The sequence below is a fragment of the Pseudoxanthomonas sp. YR558 genome (assembly GCF_900116385.1).
In the GTDB taxonomy this organism is placed as follows: domain Bacteria; phylum Pseudomonadota; class Gammaproteobacteria; order Xanthomonadales; family Xanthomonadaceae; genus Pseudoxanthomonas_A.
This window is the reverse complement of record NZ_FPCI01000001.1, coordinates 2,190,603-2,205,787: the sequence shown is the minus strand read 5'-3', so window position 1 is coordinate 2,205,787 and position 15,185 is coordinate 2,190,603. Positions and strand designations below refer to the sequence as shown.

The window sequence follows — 15,185 nt, the reverse complement described above, 5'->3', positions numbered from 1 at the left end:
GGCGCGCTGCTTTCATTGAACATGAAGGTAGCGGCCGTTACGGTGGCGGGCCACGACCTGCCTCCGGAGATTTCCATGCGCATCGCTTTGCTGGCCGCCGCCTCGGCCCTCGCACTCGCCGCGTGCAGCACCACGCCGTCGACGCCCAAGGCGTCCACGCCGGACATTCCCACCACCAGCACCGCCAAGCAGGCGATCGCGGTGTTGGCATCGGCTTCGGCCAGCCGCGTCAGCGGCAGCGTCACCCTGGTGCCGATGGGCAAGGGCCTGCACCTGACCGGCGAAATCGGCGGCCTGCCCGCCAACAGCACGCATGCCTTCCACATCCACGAGAAGGGCGATTGCAGCGCCGCCGACGCGAGCAGCGCCGGTCCGCACTTCAATCCCTTCAATGCCGCGCACGGCAAGGCGGGCAGCGGCGCGCACCACGCGGGCGACATGAACAACCTCACTGCCGATGCCGAAGGCGTGGCGAAGATCAATGTGCACCTGGAAGGCGTCACCCTGGGCGGCGGCGCGGTCAACGACGTGTCCGGACGCGCGCTGATCGTGCATGCGGCGGCGGACGACTATGCGAGCCAGCCGGCCGGCAACGCTGGCGCGCGCGTCGCGTGCGGCATCATCAAGATCACCCAGTAAACGCTGGCGCGGCCACGGCGCGCGCCGTGGTCGCGCGGTTCACGCGCTCAGCGAGGTGCGCGGATCGGCCTTGCCGGGGCAGTGCGCGAACGTGACCGGGATGCCATGGGATTCCAGCACTGCCGCGATCTGCTGCTGGCGCGCCTGGAAGTGCTGGTAGGCGCGTTCCAGGCGTTCGTCGGTCGCTTCCTGCGTGGCGTAGCGCGCGCGCCAGGCCATCGGTTCGAACAGCGCGATGTGCACTTCGCCGTTCGCGTAGCGCAGCAGCGGCTCCGGCACGGCATCCAGCCACTGTTCCTCGCCCGGCGCCATCAGTGCGGTTTCGATCACCGGCCACAGCACGCCGAGCCCACCATGTTCGTACTGCATGGCGGTCATCGCGGCCAGGTCGTTCAGCGTCATGTAGCGCGCGTGCTCGACCTGCGCGCCGAACGCGTTCTGCGCCAGCAGCGCGGTATCGGCCTGCGCCATGCCGGTTTCCAGCAGGACGGATTCCAGCCGTTCTTCGACGGCGCTAACCGTATGGTCGTCACCGGCCAGCAGGAACGGCACCACGCGCAACAGGCCGCCGCGCAAGCCTTCCTCCGCCTGCAGCGGCATCGGGATGTCACCGGTATCGTCGGCGCCGAACGCAATGAGCCGCGCGCCTTCACCGCGCCCGGGCGCGCGCTGGTGGAGTTCGCGCAGGCGCTGGTGCAGCGACCAGCCGGGCCGCAGCGCTTCCGCGGGGTCGAAATGCGCGGCGGCCAGGACGAGATCCAGGTCACGGACCTGCGGCGCATGCGTGGCGAGGTCGCGCCCCAGCTTTTCCGCCAGCGCGCTCGCCTCGGCGGCGGGCAGCGCCGCGCGCTGCGGCATGCGGCCGGCCGCCAGCTCCAGGGCCATCACGCCCATCACGACAGGGCTGGTTGTGGATCGAGTCATGTCGGCGGTTGGAGGCGGTGGAGGGGCGGATTACACTCCCCCATTATGCCTGCCGTACGCAGGCGCATCTTCACCCTCCCATCGCCATCCGCACAGAGGTCCCCATGCCCGCACCCCGCCCCGTCGCCATCCTCGGCGGCGTCCGCATTCCGTTCTGCCGCCAGAACACGGCCTACGCGGATGTGGGGAACCTGGGCATGTCGGTGCGCACGCTGGGCGCGCTGGTCGAGCGCTTCGGCCTGCACGGCCAGCAGCTCGGCGAAGTGGCGATGGGCGCGGTGATCAAGCATTCCTCCGACTGGAACCTGGGCCGCGAAGCCGCGCTCTCCTCCGGCCTGTCGCCGCTGACCCCGGGCATCACCCTGCAGCGCGCCTGCGGCACGAGCCTCGACACCATCATCCACATCGGCAACAAGATCGCGCTGGGCCAGATCGACTCCGGCATCGGCGGCGGTTCGGACACGACCTCCGAAGTGCCGATCGTCTACGGCAAGAAGCTGCGCGCGCGTCTGCTGGCCGCCAATCGGGCGAAGACCACGCAGGACAAGCTGAAGGCGCTGGTCAGCGGCTTCAAGTTCAGCGAGTTGAAGCCCGAGTTCCCCGGTGTGGCCGAGCCGCGCACCGGCAAGAGCATGGGCGACCACTGCGAAGACATGGCGAAGGAATGGAACATCTCTCGCGATTCGCAGGACGAGCTGGCCGTCGCCTCCCACCGCAAGCTGGCCGCCGCGTACGAGCGCGGCTTCTTCGATGACCTGATCGCGCCGTTCCGCGGCCTGGAGCGCGACAACATCCTGCGTCCCGACACATCGCTGGAGAAGCTCGCCACGCTGAAGCCTGCGTTCGACAAGACCTCGGGCCGCGGCACGCTGACCGCCGCCAACTCCACCCCGCTGACCGACGGCGCCGCGGCGGTGCTGCTGGCCAGCGACGAGTGGGCGAGGGCGCACGGCCACGAGCCGCTCGCTTACCTGAGGGACGCGCAGGTCTCGGCGGTCGACTTCGTCCACGGCGAAGGCCTGCTGATGGCGCCGACGGTGGCCGTGCCGGAGATGCTCAAGCGCAACGGCCTGACGCTGCAGGATTTCGATATCTACGAGATCCACGAAGCTTTCGCCGCGCAGGTGCTGTGTACGCTGCGCGCGTGGGAGAGCGAGGACTACTGCCGCAACCGCCTCGGCTTGGACGCGCCGCTCGGCAGGATCGATCCGGCGAAAATGAATCCCAACGGCTCCTCGTTGGCGACGGGCCATCCGTTCGCCGCCACCGGTGCGCGCATCGTCGCCACCGTGGCGAAGGAACTGAAGCAGCGCGGCGGTGGCCGCGCACTGGTGTCCATCTGCACCGCCGGTGGCATGGGCGTCGTCGCCATCATCGAGCGGTAAGCGGTCGCGTTGCGCCGGTCGCGCCCGCTAGTGCGCCGGTGCCTGCACCTTGGCACTGCCCACGCCGTGCCGGTGGCCTTCGCTCACCGCGGTCACCGTGCCATCCGGATTGAACACCAACGCGTTGGCGGCCCCGATTTCCTCGGGGACCGCTGACCAGCCTTGCCCGCGCTGCACGAGCGCCTTCGCCTCGACACGGTCTGCGTAACCGGGCTCGATGTCCGTCGTCCGGCCGTTGCGCTGCGACAGTCGCGGCGCGTCGATCGCCTGATCCATCCGCATGCCGAGGTCGACATAGTTGACGATCGTCTGCAGCACCGTGGTGATGATGGTGGAGCCGCCTGGACTGCCGATCGAGAACGCGGGCTTGCCGTCCTTCAGCGCGATCGTCGGCGTCATGCTGCTGCGCGGTCGCTTGCCGGCCTCGGGAATGTTCGGGTGCGGCGCGGTGAAATCGAAGTCGGTCAATTCGTTGTTGAGCAGGAAGCCGTAACCCGGCACCACGATGCCGCTGCCGCCCCAGTCTTCGATGGTGAAGGTATAGGCGACGATGTTGCCGTCCTTGTCGGACACGGTCAGGTGCGTGGTGTGCGTGCCCTCCGGTTGCAGCGCGCGCGCTGCCGCGGGCCGCAGCGGATAACTGGGGTCCTGCTGGAAACCGAACGGGTCACCGGCGACGACGGCGCTGGTGGCCGCACGATCCGGATCGATCAACGCGCGGCGCTGCGCCGCATAGTCCTTGCTCAGCAGGCCTGCGACGGGCGCGTCCACGAATTCGGGATCGGCCAGGTACGCATCGCGATCGGCGAAGGCGAGACGGCTTGCTTCCAGATACAGGTGCTCGACCTGCGTGCGTGGCAGCGATTTCAGGTCATAACCTTCGAGGATGTTCAGCGCTTCGAACACGGTAACGCCGCCGCTGCTCGGCAACGGCATGCCGTACAGGTCGTAGCCGCGGTAGCTCGAGCGGACGGGTGCACGCAGGCGGGCTTCGTAATCGGCGAGGTCCCCCAACGACATGCGGCCGCCGCGTACCGACACACCCTCGGTCGTCGGGGGTCGATTGACGGCATCGACGATCGCGCGCGCGAGTGGACCTCCGTAGAACGCCTCCGCACCCTCGCGCGCCAGCAGCCGATAGGTCCGTGCGAGGTCGGGATTGCGCAGTGTCGTCCCCGCCGGAAGCGCCTTGCCGTTCCGCAGGTACAGCGTGGCGGTGGCGGGAAAACGATTGAACTTGCCTTCGTTACGCGCGACCAGCGCGGAGAAATTCGCGTCGACGACGAAGCCCTGCTCCGCCACGGAGATCGCGGGCGCCAGCACCTGTTCGAACGACATCGTGCCGTAGCGGCGCAGCGCCTCATGCCAGCCACGCACGGTGCCGGGTACGCCGACGGACAGTCCGCTGGCGACGGCGGCGTCGAAGTCCATTTCGCGGCCGTTCTCGATGAAGAGGGCAGGCGTCACTGCGGCGGGCGCGGTCTCGCGATGGTCGAGGGCGACCACGCGCTTCTCCTTGGTCAGGTAGACCAGCATGAAGCCGCCGCCGCCGATGCCGCAGCTGAAGGGATCCGTTACTCCGAGCGTCGCGGCGGCGGCGACCGCGGCATCGATCGCATTGCCGCCCCGGTCGAGGATCGCCATCGCGGATTGCGTGGCCGGGTCGCTGATCGTGGCCGCCGCGCCTCCGGTACCGGTGGCGACCGGCGTCTTGGCGTGCGTGGCGCCGGCGGCCAGCAGGACGAAGAGGAACGCGGCGCGCAGGAGTCGGGTCATCACGGATCACCGAAGGGCAGGCGACCCGATTGTCACACGCACCAGGCACGCCACGCGCGCCCTCTCGCGGCGACCGATCCGGACATGGAATGATGTCGTCCAACCCCGGTGGGCCGTGCCAGGCGTTGGTAATCGGGCCGGTACCGCCGGCCACTGCCACGCTGCCTCGGAGTTTCCATGCGCCTGCACAGGATGTACCGCGTCGTTCCGCTGTTGGCCCTCTCGATCCTCGTCGTTTCCTGCAGCAGACACGAAGCTCCGGAGGCCGACGCGGCGGCCTCCCGCGCGGCCGATGCACCTGCGGCGCCGGCGATGGCGGAAGCGGCCTCGGATGACGATGCCGCGGCGGCGGCGCCGCCGCAGAAGAACCTGGAGCCACCGGCGATGCAGGGGCCGGGCGTCGATCCCTCGCAGGTGGCTTCCGATGTGGCGACCCAGGTCGATCCGCAGCGTCGCTTCATCCGCACCGCGCAAGCGCAATTTCAGGTGAAGGACGTGTACCGCACCGCGTTGGCGATCGAGGATGAGGTGGCTTCGCAAGGCGGCTTCGTCGTCGACAACGACATCACCTCGCAGGTGCAGCGGGTGCTGAGCCGCTCGCTGGGCGAAGGCAAGCGCCTGGAGTTGACCGAGTACAGCCTGCACGGCGCGTTGACCGTGCGCGTGCCGAGCGAGCGAACGCAGGCTTTCCTACGGGCCGTGGCGGCGCAGATGGAGTTCCTGGACCAGCGCACGTTCAACGCGCGCGACGCGCAGTTCGACCTGTTGCGCCAGCAACTGGCCAGCCAACGCGCGCAGGACGAGCAGCGCGAACTCGGCGACGCCGTGCAGGCGGGCGGCAAGCTCGGCGACAAGACCGATGCCATCCAGTCGCGCGGTGCAGCGCGCGCCACGCGCGATGAAGCCCTGATCGCGCAGAAGGAATTCGAGGATCGCGTGGCCTTCAGCACCATCACCTTGTCGCTGCGCCAGGATGCGCAGGTGCGCCGCGCCGAACGGGTGGACGTGGATGCAGTGTTCCGCGACAACGGGCCAAGCTTCTTCTCCCGCCTCGGCGAATCCTTGGCGGTCGGCTGGCGGGCCGCGCTGGACATCGTCGTTGCCCTGGCGGCGATGTGGCCCTTGTGGCTGGTGTTGCTGGCGGCCGTGCTGGGATGGCGCCGTTGGCGCGCAAAGCACCCGCGTCCTGCTGCGTGAACCCGGACTCAGTCGCGCAGGCGCGGCAATCCGTGCGCGTCGCGCTCTTCGACGACAGCTTCGTCGTGGATCGTCTGCCTGAGGTCGCGCCCGGGCAACACGACGGGCGCCTCCGCGCGCGTGGCTTTCAACGCGTTGGCGTAGCACTGCTGCGCCTGCGCGGCGTCACCTGCGGCGCTGAAGCCGTGGCCGAGCTCTTCCCAGGCCTCGGCGCCAGCGCCTTGCGCGATCGCGCGATGTAGGAAGTCCTGCGCTTGCGCCCACTGGCCCTGCAGGCGGGTCAGACGGCCCAGCGTGAGCAGCAGCGACGGGCTCGCCGGGTGCGCCTGCAACCAGTGTTGTGCGCTGGCGCGGCGTGAATCGAGCTTGCCGATGGGCAGGCGCCCGTAGAGCGCGGCCAGGCCGTCGTCCCAGCGCGCTTCGAGGGCCTGTTCAATGCTGCGTGTCGCCGCATCTTCCCAGCGCAACGCGGCCGCGCGTTCGGCATACGCCGCGACCACGGCGGGCTGCAGGCGCAGTCCCTTGGTGAGCGTCTCCCATCGCTCGGCGAGTGCATTGGCATCTCCTGCCTCCTGCAGTGTCTGCGTGGCGAGACGCTGCTCCAGTGCATCGAAGGCCGTCGGGGCCAACGCCTGTTGCTGCTTCAGCGCGCCGAGCAGTCCGTAGGCTTCGTTGGCGCGCGTGGTGTCCGCGAGCGCCTGAGCACGCAGCGCCAGGCCGCGCGGCGGCAGCGGCTGCAAGGCCGGGGCATCCAGCACGTCGAGCGCCTCCTTCGGACGGCCGGCCGCGATGGCGAGCTGTGCGGCCGTCAGTGCATGCGTCACCGACGAGCGCTCGCGCAACGCAGCGAGGTGGCGCTGCACCGCGTCGTCGTCGCCCTGCGCGGCCGCGGCCTGGACGGCGCCGATCCGTGCGACGGTGCCGACCTCGTCGTCCTCGGCCGCACGTTCCAGCAGCTTGCCCGACTTCGACCACTGCCCCGCGTGCAAGGCATCCAGGCCTTCGATCAGGCGCGCGCGCGCCTGCTTGCGGCGATGGCGTCCCCACGCGCGGAAGGGCAGCGACAGCAGATGCCACGCCAGCCATGCGAGGGCGGCCACCAGCAGCAGCGTCAGGGCCGCGCGCGGTACGTTGGTATGCAGGTCGTAGCCGGCGAAGCGGACGAACACCTCGCCCAGGTCGCGGTCGGTGCCGGCCATCCATTGCGCCGCGAGCGTGCCCAGCAGCACGAGCGCCAGCAACAGGATCACGGTGCGGAACGATTTCATGGGGTCACCTCCGGAGATTCCGGCGCCGCCTCGGGCGCAGGCGGCAGTCGCAGGCGTACGCCTGCATTGCGCAGCGCGCGCAGCTGCTGCAGCGTCGTGCCCATCACGGCGGGTGGCGTGGGCGCAGGTGCCTGACGCAACGCGTGCAGCTGGCCGCGCACCTGCCGGAGTGCCGATGAGTCCGGCCACAAGCGGGGCAGCCAGGTGCCGATGCGGTCCAGCGCAGCGCGATAAGCGGCGTCGTCTTCGCGTTCCAGGGCAGCGCGGGCCAGGCTGATCTCGATCTGCAGCGCGGCATCTGCGGCCGTGCGCTCCGCTGGCGCGATCAATGTGGTGTCGCGCGTAGGGCGCACGTCGACCAAAGGTGCAAGGACACGTTGCCAGGCCGGACGGGCGCGGGTGTCGCCGCCCGCAGCAGCATGCGCATCGCGAGGCAGGGCCGCTAACGCTTTCACGAAGGCGTCCAGCCGCACGCCGCCTTCGGCCTGCGTGCCGGCGCCCAGGGCATCCAGCGCGATGCGCTCCTGCGCCAGTGCCTGCTTGAGGTTCAGCAGGCGATGGTCATCGATGCCGTCCAGCGCGCCGGCGGCCAGCGCATACGCGCGCCTCGCGCCTGCCAGGTCGCGGGCGATGTCCAAGCGCTGGGCGCCTTGCGACAACAACAGTTCGACTTCGTCCAACCGCAGCGCCTGCGCGCCGTGGCGGTTGGGGTCGGAGAGCTTGGCGACGCTTTCCTCCAGCAATGCGCCGCGTTGGCCCAGGCCCAGCACTTCATCACGCAGCACGCGGTTGGTCGCCGCGGCGTCGAGCAGGCGCTGGGCCTGCGCACGCTGATCGCGGCGCAAGGCCTCCGCACGCGCTTCCAGTGCATCGAGTCGCAGCGAGGCCTCCGAGGCGGCCGTGCGTTCCTGCGCGGAACGCGCCTGCCACCAGGCCCAGCCGCGCCACACGCCGATGCCGACCACGATCAGCACGAGCAACGTGACGACAAGCCGACGCGAGCCGATGGTGCGGGGCGGAGAAGGCGACGCGTCGTTCACGAAAGCATCCTTGGAGACAGGCAGAACCGTGATGGCTGCCGCAGATGCTAACGGATGCGGGGGGCCATGACGGTCGACGCGCTCTTCATCAGCTGCGCCGGGCGAGGTCCGTCGGCCTGCACTACTTCACTGAACCCCGCCGCGCGCGCGGCCTCGGCCAGGCGCGCGCTGGCGGCCACCACGCTCGTCGTCAGAATGCGTGCTGCCGCCGCTGGCGGTAGTTGTGCGAGTACGCGTTCCAGCGCGCCGGCGCTGCTCAACAGCAGGCAGGCCGGGCGGTCGAGCGCGGCGAGCGCGGTCAGTGCGCGTGCCGGGAGCGCGAGCGACTCCCGCCGGTAGACCTCGGCGCGATGCACCTGCGCGCCGCGCGCCTGCAGTGTCGGCACCAGCAGGTTGCGTCCGTCGGGGGCGGTGACGAAGCCGATCTCGATGCCCCGGATGTCCTGCAGCGCCGGCATCGCGAGCAGGCCTTCGCTGTCCATCCGGCGCGGTGACGACGCGGAGACGCCCGCGCGCCGCAACGCGGCTGCGGTCCCCGCACCGACCGCCAGCCAGGTACTCCCCCGCTGCGCCTGCAGTGGCGCCAATGCCTGTGCGGCCGAGACCGCTGCCGGGCTGGTGAACATGACGAGCGGGCATGCGAGCGCTTTCCCCAACGCTTGGCGCGTGGCGGGATCGCCGCAGGGCTGGATGCGCCACGGCGACAGCGCCAGCAGTCCGGCGCCATGCCGGCGCGCGGCGCGACGCAGCGCGTCGTGACCGCCCTGGGGCCGCAGCGAGATGACGTACCATGCCGGCGGCGTTGGATGTCCCATGCGCGGATTATGAGCGATGAGTCTGGAAGAAGCCCTGCAGGAACTGCGTGAGTACTGCCAAGGCATGCCGCCCGTCGCGGCCATGCGGGTCGACGTGGAGGGCATGCGTGGCGAAGCCTTGTGCCTGGTCGCGCCGCTGTCGGCCAACGTCAACGACAAGGGCAACGCCTTCGGCGGCAGCCTGACGTCGCTGATGACGGTCGCGGGCTGGGGCCTGGTCACGTTGAAGCTGCGGCTTGCCGGCCTCAAGGCCGAGGTCTACGTGGCGGACAGTCAGATCCGTTACCTCGCGCCCCTGTATGGCGATCTTGTCGCCGAGGCGATGTCCGCCGAAGGGCAGTCCTGGGACACCTTCATCGACACCCTCGTGCAGCGGGGGCGTGCCCGCATCCAGGTCGAGGCGAAGGTGCTGCTGCCTGAAGGTGGACTGGCCACCACGCTGAGCGGACGGTTTGTCGCCATTGCGAAGCGGTAGCATGCGGTCACGAACGGGAGGGGGCGCCATGCGGTCGATCGCGAGAATACTGTTGGTCCTGGGGCTGCTGGCGGTGTTCGCCCCGGCCGGTGCACAGAGCCGCATGCAGCGCGGCAAGTTGCAGGGCGTGCAGGATGCCTATGCGGCATCGATCCGATGGGGAGATTTCGAGAACGCCTGGAAGGCGGTCGATCCCGCTTATCGCGACGCGCATCCGATGAGCGACCTGGAATTCGAGCGCTACCAGCAGGTCCAGATTTCCGGCTATCGCGACCTGTCGACCCGTGGTGGGCCCGATGGCACGGTCGAGCGCGCCGTGGAGTTGCGGGTGATCAACAAGCACACCATGGCCGAACGGACCGAACGGTACATCGAGCGCTGGCGCTGGGACCCCGAGGCCAAGCGTTGGTGGCTGGTGGTGGGGCTGCCGGACCTGTGGAAGGGCCAGTAGCGGCCCGGCGCCCGTGCGGGCGTCCTGTGCGACAATCGCCGCCCGCTCCACGGTCGCCAACCCTGTGAATTTCGAAGAAATCCTGGCTTTTGCCACCCGTTCGCCCTTCAACCAGATCCTGTCGCTGTCGCTGGTCGGCCTGACGGTCGCGATCGTCTACACGGAAATTTCGCGCCTGTTCCGCGGCTACAAGGCCCTGCGCCCGGCCGAGCTGACCCAACTGGTCAACAGCGAGAACGCCCTGGTGGTGGACCTGTCGGCCAGCAACGATTTCGAGAAGGGCCACATCGCCGGCAGCCGCAACGTGCTGCCGAGCAGTTTCGACCCTGAAAACAAACTGCTGGCCGGGGCCAAGTCCCAGCCGGTGGTGCTGGTCTGCCGCAACGGGCAGGCCTCCGCCGCGGCCGCCAAGCGCCTGAAGAAGGCCGGCTTCGAGAAGGTCTACTGGCTCGATGGCGGCGTCGCTGCCTGGCAGCAGGCCGACCTGCCGCTGGTCAAGGGCCGCTGAGCCCGCCTGGCCGGAACCGCCCCTTGAACCGGGCCGCCTCCGACGCCATGCCATAATCTCCCATTCACCGTATCAATCCCGAAATTCCGGAGTTCGAAATGTCCGACGAGACCACCAACGGCGCGATCGCGTCCGCCGAAGCCGCTGGCCCTGCCTTCACTGTCGAGAAGATCTACGTCAAGGACGTTTCCTTCGAAGTGCCCGGCGCGCCGGCGATCTTCACCGAGGCCGCTCAGCCCGAGCTGCAGCTCAACCTCAACCAGCGCGTGCAGCGCCTGGGCGAGAACGCCTTCGAAGTGGTGCTGGGCGTGACCCTGACCTGCAAGGCCGGCGACAAGACCGCCTACGTGGCGGAAGTGCAGCAGGCCGGCATCTTCGGCCTGATGGGCCTGGAACCGCAGGCCGTTGACGTGCTGCTCGGCACGCAGTGCCCGAACATCCTGTTCCCATACGTGCGCCAGATTGTCAGCGACCTGGTGCAGGCCGGTGGTTTCCCGCCGTTCTTCCTGCAGCCGATCAACTTCGAAGCGCTGTACGCCGAATCGCTGCGCCAGCGCGCTGCGCAGGGCGGCGACGCCGGCTTGGCCAACTCGGAACCCGCCGGCAACGCCTGATCCGTGATGGACAATCCCGTCAGGGCGGCGACGCTTCGCACAGGGGTGACGGATGACTGATCTGCAATCAGATGCACCGCTGAAGATCGCGGTGCTCGGGGCCGGTTCCTGGGGCACGGCGCTCGCCGCGCTGATGGCGCGGCACGGCCACACGGTCAACCTGTGGGGCCGCGACGCGGTCGTCGCCGACGCGATCAACGCGCAGCACGAGAACACCCGCTACCTGCCTGGTATCCCGCTGCCTCTCACGCTGCGGGCGACCACCGATCTGGCGACCTCGCTCGACGGGGTCGACCAGGTGCTGGTGGTGGTGCCCTCGCACGCCTTCACCGAAACGCTGCACAAGCTGGCGCCGCTGCGTCCGGCCGGTGCCGGCGTGGCGTGGGCGACGAAGGGCTTCGAGACCGGTTCCGGCCGTTTCCTGCACGAAGTCGCCGAAGACATCCTCGGCCCCGGCGTGCCGCTGGCCGTGGTCACCGGCCCGTCGTTCGCCAAGGAAGTCGCGCTGGGCCTGCCCACCGCGGTGACCGTGCACGGCGCCGATCCGGTGTTCGCGCAGGAGGTGGCCGACGTGATGCATGGCCCCGCCTTCCGCGCCTACACCGGCGACGACATGGTGGGCGCCGAACTCGGCGGTGCGATGAAGAACGTGCTGGCCGTGGCCACCGGCGTCGCCGATGGCATGCAGCTGGGCCTCAATGCGCGCGCGGGCCTGATCACCCGTGGCCTCAACGAGATGCTGCGCCTGTCGGCCGCGATCGGCGCCAAGCCGGAAACGCTGATGGGTCTGGCCGGTCTGGGCGACCTCGTGCTGACGTGTACCGGCGATCTGTCGCGCAACCGTCGCTTGGGCCTGGCCCTCGGCCGCGGCCAGTCGTTGCAGGACGCTGTGCGTGAGATCGGCCAGGTGGTCGAATCGGTGCAGACGGCGGACGAAGTGATGCGCCAGGCCGACCGCCACGGCATCGATCTGCCGATCTCCAGCGCGGTGCGCGCCGTGCTGCATGGCGACCTCACCCCGCGCGATGGCCTGCAGCAGTTGCTGTCGCGCGAACAGAAACCGGAATATCCGGAAACGCTGTTCAAGTGATCTGCTGCATGGAATGAAAGCCCGGCCTCACCGCCGGGCTTTTTCTTTGGCGCACAAAAAAGCCCGGCCACAAGGGCCGGGCTGGGTGCGACGCGGGGAGAGAGGGACGCGTCGCGGGGAGCGGTATTGCGGTTTACCAGGTGAAACGCGGGCCGACGAACCACTGGGTGTCGTTGTCGGCGAACTTGACGTCGCCGCTCAGGCCCCAGTTCTGGTTGAACTTGACCTGCGCGCCCAGACGGCCGTAGTAGTCGCCGTCGAAGTCGCTGCCGTCTTCGTAACCGACGGTGGCGAAGCCTTCGAACTTCGGCGCGATCGCGCCACGGATGCCGACTTCGGCGCTGTAGCCGTTCAGATGGTCGCCCGGCACCTTGTAGCGCTCGTAGGCCACGCGGGTCAGCAGGTCGATGCGCTGGCTGATTTCGTGGTTATAGCCCACGCCGAACTTGTAGTTGTCGAGGTCGACGTTGGTGTTGTCGAACTCCTGCGTGGTGTATTCGCCGAACAGGTGGAAGTTCGGGGCGATGGCGACCGAACCCTTCGCGCCCCAGCCATCGGCGTCCGGAAGACCGTCGCTCAGGTTGGTCGCGGTGTAGCCACCTTCGACGTAGTTGTAGGACACGCCTTCCGCGGCCGAAGCAGCGAACGGAGCAGCAGCCAGCAGGGTCAGGGCAAGCAAGGACTTCTTCATGGGGAACGCCTTTCTGTTTGTTGTTGTGTGTCCGTCGCGATGCATTGCGACGGTGGGCGCAGTATCCGCTCCACCTCACAACAAGCCCTGAATATCAAACTGACCAGTACATGAATTAGCCCATGGTCATGGGAACTTTCGGCAGGTGTGAAAACCACCCCGCGTCATCCGCTGCAGCCCCCGCAGCACACCGAAGGCATGCGCACGATGTCGTCGGGAACGAGCCGGTAGCCGGCGTGCGAGAACGCGAGCAGCAACTCCACGGCGAGCGCGCTGGTCGAGCAGCGCAGATGTCCCGTGACCACGTCGCGATCGACGAGCATGGCGGGGTCGAGGTCCAGCAGGTGGTGCGCCAGGATGGCGAGATCGACCGGTCGCTCGCCCACGCGGATGACGTATTCCATCGCAAGGCTCCTGAAGCGGATGCGCCGCCCTGGGGCGGCGCATCGGGTCGGCTTACTTGGTGACGACCAGCTTGCCCTTCATCAGCGTGGAGTGGCCGGGGAAGCTGCAGAAGAAGCTGTAGTCGCCGCCGGCGGTGAGCTTCTTGCCGGGGAAGGTGATCTTCGTCTTCTGTCCACCACCGACCAGCGACGTGTGCGCAATCACGCGGGCATCGCTCGCCTGCACATAGGCGCCCGCCGCGCCGGCCTTCATGCCGTCGCGCGCGACGCCGGCCAGATCGGCGGTCTTGGAGACGACGACGTTGTGGCCCATCGCGGTCACCGGCAACTTGCCGCTGTGGGTTAGCTCGATGGTGATGGTGGGGCAGCTGGCGGAGACGGTGGCCTCCTTCAGGTCGAACTTCATCGCGTCATCGCCCTTCAGGCTGACGGTGCAGTTGCCGGCTGCCTGGGCCATGCCGGCGGCGCTGAGCAGGGCGATGGTGGCGAAGGTGCGGGAGAGTTTCATGGTGTGGCTCCTTGGAGGAAAAAGCAGATCGGGAGGGGTGTGGATGCCATGTCATCACGGCTCGGCGAGCAGCGCCTTGATCTGGATCAGGAAGGCGGGGTCGGCGGCGGCGCCGGTCACTCCGCTGCGGGCGCGCACCCGGCCCTCGGCATCCAGCAGCACGAGCACGCTGGTGTGGTTGATGCTGCCGTCGTCGCGGAACCGATAGCGCACGTCCAGCACGCTGGCGATCGCGCGGACATCGTCGTTGGCCGGTGTCAGGAATTGCCAGCCCTGCGGAACCCGGTGGCGTTGCGCGACCTCGCGCATTGCCGCCGGCGTATCACGCGCCGGGTCCAGGCTGAGCATGACGATGCCAAGCTTCTTGCGTTCGGCCGTCGACAGCTGCTTCTGCGCGCTCTTGGCGTTCTCGATGATCAGCGGGCACATCAGGTGGCAGTTCGTGTAGAACATCGACACCAGCCGCGGCTTTCCACGCAGCGACGCCCACGCCACGGGCGCACCGTTCGCATCCTGCGTGCCGGCTTGCAGGTGGTAGACCGAATCGCCGGGCAGCGACTGCGCCTGCAGCGGCGCGGTGACCACCAGCAGGGTGGAGAGGAACAGGGAAGCGATCTTCATGGCGTGCTCCTTGCACAGCGGAAGCCGAGGTTGCCCAGGGTGGCGTCGGGTTGCAGCGCGGACAGCAGCACGAAGCGCTTCACCACGCCGTAGTCGCCGGGATCGTTGAAACTCATGGCGGTCGCGCCGCAGTAGCGCAACGCGTCGCCGTCCTGCTGGCCGCGGCGATCGCCGTCGCCCAGCAATGAGGCGACGTCCTCGCTCCACTCCCAGTGCGCGCCATGCAGGCCGTGGATGCCGTAGGCATTCGCGGGCGCATCGGGCGCCGCATCGATGGCGTGCGGCGTGCCATCGTTGACCTGGCGCATCCGCCACGCGGTATCGTGGCGCGCGTCGCGGCGCGTGGGGTCGGCCGCCGCTGCGTATTCCCATTCGACGAAGCGCGGCAGCCGCGCCTGTTGCGCGCGGCAATAGGCGTCGGCGGCATACCAGTTGACGTGCACGACCGGTGCATCGGGATCCAGCGCCGGACCAGGCGCCTCGGCCGTGGCCCAGTGGCCGAGATAGCCCGGGCTGGCGAACACGGCGGGGATGCGATCGCGCCGCCATTGCGGCTGGCGGGCGACGAACGCGGCGAATGCGCGGTTGCTGACGGGGCGTTCCATCAGCGAGAACGAGGCCACTCGCACCACGCGGGTGGCCTCTTCGAAACGTACCGAAGAACGAAAGTCGCCACCCTCGATCCACCGGTAGCCGTCGCCTGCATCGCCGGCGACGGCGAGCGCCGACGCCAGGGCGAGCAGGAGGAGCGCGGCGGTCGGGGGCGGCGTCCGTTTCAT

The 15,185-nt window shown here is 68.9% G+C and carries 18 protein-coding genes; 8 read left to right on the top strand and 10 right to left on the bottom strand.

Annotated features, from left to right (window positions below; genetic code table 11):
• The first annotated feature begins 75 nt into the window (after positions 1 to 75).
• On the top strand, positions 76 to 639 hold the full coding sequence (locus BM365_RS10315; RefSeq protein ID WP_093489655.1) for a superoxide dismutase family protein: 564 nt from the start codon (positions 76 to 78) through the stop codon (positions 637 to 639).
• A 39-nt stretch (positions 640 to 678) separates the two neighbouring features.
• Here BM365_RS10315 and BM365_RS10310 read toward each other — a convergent pair whose 3' ends face one another.
• Positions 679 to 1,563, bottom strand: coding sequence for a hypothetical protein (locus BM365_RS10310; protein WP_093488897.1), 885 nt, complete (start codon positions 1,561 to 1,563; stop codon positions 679 to 681).
• 104 nt (positions 1,564 to 1,667) lie between these two features.
• Here BM365_RS10310 and BM365_RS10305 point away from each other — a divergent pair, with 104 nt between their 5' ends.
• A complete protein-coding gene (locus tag BM365_RS10305; protein WP_093488895.1) occupies positions 1,668 to 2,948 on the top strand; it encodes an acetyl-CoA C-acetyltransferase in 1,281 nt (426 codons plus the stop codon).
• Between the two features lie 27 nt (positions 2,949 to 2,975).
• On the opposite strand, the gene ggt is transcribed toward BM365_RS10305, so the two are convergent.
• Entirely contained in the window at positions 2,976 to 4,724 is a 1,749-nt protein-coding gene (ggt, locus tag BM365_RS10300; RefSeq protein ID WP_093488893.1) for a gamma-glutamyltransferase, read from the bottom strand.
• A gap of 177 nt (positions 4,725 to 4,901) precedes the next feature.
• Here ggt and BM365_RS10295 point away from each other — a divergent pair, with 177 nt between their 5' ends.
• Complete coding sequence (locus BM365_RS10295; protein ID WP_093488891.1) at positions 4,902 to 5,921, top strand: DUF4349 domain-containing protein; 1,020 nt, start codon at positions 4,902 to 4,904, stop codon at positions 5,919 to 5,921.
• Between the two features lie 8 nt (positions 5,922 to 5,929).
• Here BM365_RS10295 and BM365_RS10290 read toward each other — a convergent pair whose 3' ends face one another.
• The 3 genes from BM365_RS10290 to BM365_RS10280 are packed head-to-tail and all read right to left on the bottom strand — an operon-like array spanning position 5,930 to position 9,044.
• Positions 5,930 to 7,189 carry a heme biosynthesis protein HemY gene (locus BM365_RS10290; RefSeq protein ID WP_093488888.1) on the bottom strand — a complete coding sequence of 420 codons (1,260 nt, stop codon included), beginning with the start codon at positions 7,187 to 7,189 and terminating at the stop codon, positions 5,930 to 5,932.
• On the bottom strand, positions 7,186 to 8,229 hold the full coding sequence (locus tag BM365_RS10285; protein ID WP_233210897.1) for a hypothetical protein: 1,044 nt from the start codon (positions 8,227 to 8,229) through the stop codon (positions 7,186 to 7,188). The genes BM365_RS10290 and BM365_RS10285 overlap by 4 nt, the downstream gene beginning before the upstream one ends.
• A 47-nt stretch (positions 8,230 to 8,276) precedes the next feature.
• On the bottom strand, positions 8,277 to 9,044 hold the full coding sequence (locus BM365_RS10280; protein WP_093488886.1) for a uroporphyrinogen-III synthase: 768 nt from the start codon (positions 9,042 to 9,044) through the stop codon (positions 8,277 to 8,279).
• 16 nt (positions 9,045 to 9,060) lie between these two features.
• Between BM365_RS10280 and BM365_RS10275 the strand changes: the two genes are divergently transcribed.
• The 5 genes from BM365_RS10275 (at position 9,061) to BM365_RS10255 (ending at position 12,182) form a co-directional block, all read left to right on the top strand.
• Complete coding sequence (locus BM365_RS10275; protein WP_093488884.1) at positions 9,061 to 9,519, top strand: YiiD C-terminal domain-containing protein; 459 nt, start codon at positions 9,061 to 9,063, stop codon at positions 9,517 to 9,519.
• Positions 9,520 to 9,547: 28 nt separating this feature from the next.
• Entirely contained in the window at positions 9,548 to 9,970 is a 423-nt protein-coding gene (locus tag BM365_RS10270; RefSeq protein WP_093488882.1) for a hypothetical protein, read from the top strand.
• A gap of 64 nt (positions 9,971 to 10,034) precedes the next feature.
• Positions 10,035 to 10,478: a rhodanese-like domain-containing protein gene (locus tag BM365_RS10265; RefSeq protein WP_093488880.1), complete on the top strand. Its 444-nt coding sequence runs from the start codon at positions 10,035 to 10,037 to the stop codon at positions 10,476 to 10,478.
• Positions 10,479 to 10,576: 98 nt separating this feature from the next.
• The gene (gene secB, locus BM365_RS10260) at positions 10,577 to 11,092 is read left to right on the top strand and encodes a protein-export chaperone SecB (protein ID WP_093488878.1); all 516 of its coding nucleotides are present in this window, start codon (positions 10,577 to 10,579) and stop codon (positions 11,090 to 11,092) included.
• A gap of 52 nt (positions 11,093 to 11,144) precedes the next feature.
• Positions 11,145 to 12,182, top strand: a complete 1,038-nt coding sequence (locus BM365_RS10255) for an NAD(P)H-dependent glycerol-3-phosphate dehydrogenase (protein ID WP_093488876.1) — start codon at positions 11,145 to 11,147, stop codon at positions 12,180 to 12,182.
• Between the two features lie 133 nt (positions 12,183 to 12,315).
• Here the strand turns inward: BM365_RS10255 and BM365_RS10250 are convergent, their stop codons facing one another.
• From BM365_RS10250 to BM365_RS10230, 5 genes are all read right to left on the bottom strand, one after another.
• The gene (locus BM365_RS10250) at positions 12,316 to 12,873 is read right to left on the bottom strand and encodes an outer membrane beta-barrel protein (RefSeq protein WP_093488874.1); all 558 of its coding nucleotides are present in this window, start codon (positions 12,871 to 12,873) and stop codon (positions 12,316 to 12,318) included.
• Between the two features lie 164 nt (positions 12,874 to 13,037).
• Positions 13,038 to 13,277, bottom strand: coding sequence for a hypothetical protein (locus tag BM365_RS10245; RefSeq protein ID WP_093488872.1), 240 nt, complete (start codon positions 13,275 to 13,277; stop codon positions 13,038 to 13,040).
• Between the two features lie 52 nt (positions 13,278 to 13,329).
• Positions 13,330 to 13,785 (bottom strand): azurin, encoded by a 456-nt coding sequence (gene azu / locus BM365_RS10240; protein WP_056880081.1) that lies wholly within the window; start codon positions 13,783 to 13,785, stop codon positions 13,330 to 13,332.
• Positions 13,786 to 13,839: 54 nt separating this feature from the next.
• Positions 13,840 to 14,406, bottom strand: a complete 567-nt coding sequence (locus BM365_RS10235) for an SCO family protein (protein ID WP_093488870.1) — start codon at positions 14,404 to 14,406, stop codon at positions 13,840 to 13,842.
• Positions 14,403 to 15,185 carry a formylglycine-generating enzyme family protein gene (locus tag BM365_RS10230; protein WP_093488868.1) on the bottom strand — a complete coding sequence of 261 codons (783 nt, stop codon included), beginning with the start codon at positions 15,183 to 15,185 and terminating at the stop codon, positions 14,403 to 14,405. The genes BM365_RS10235 and BM365_RS10230 overlap by 4 nt, the downstream gene beginning before the upstream one ends.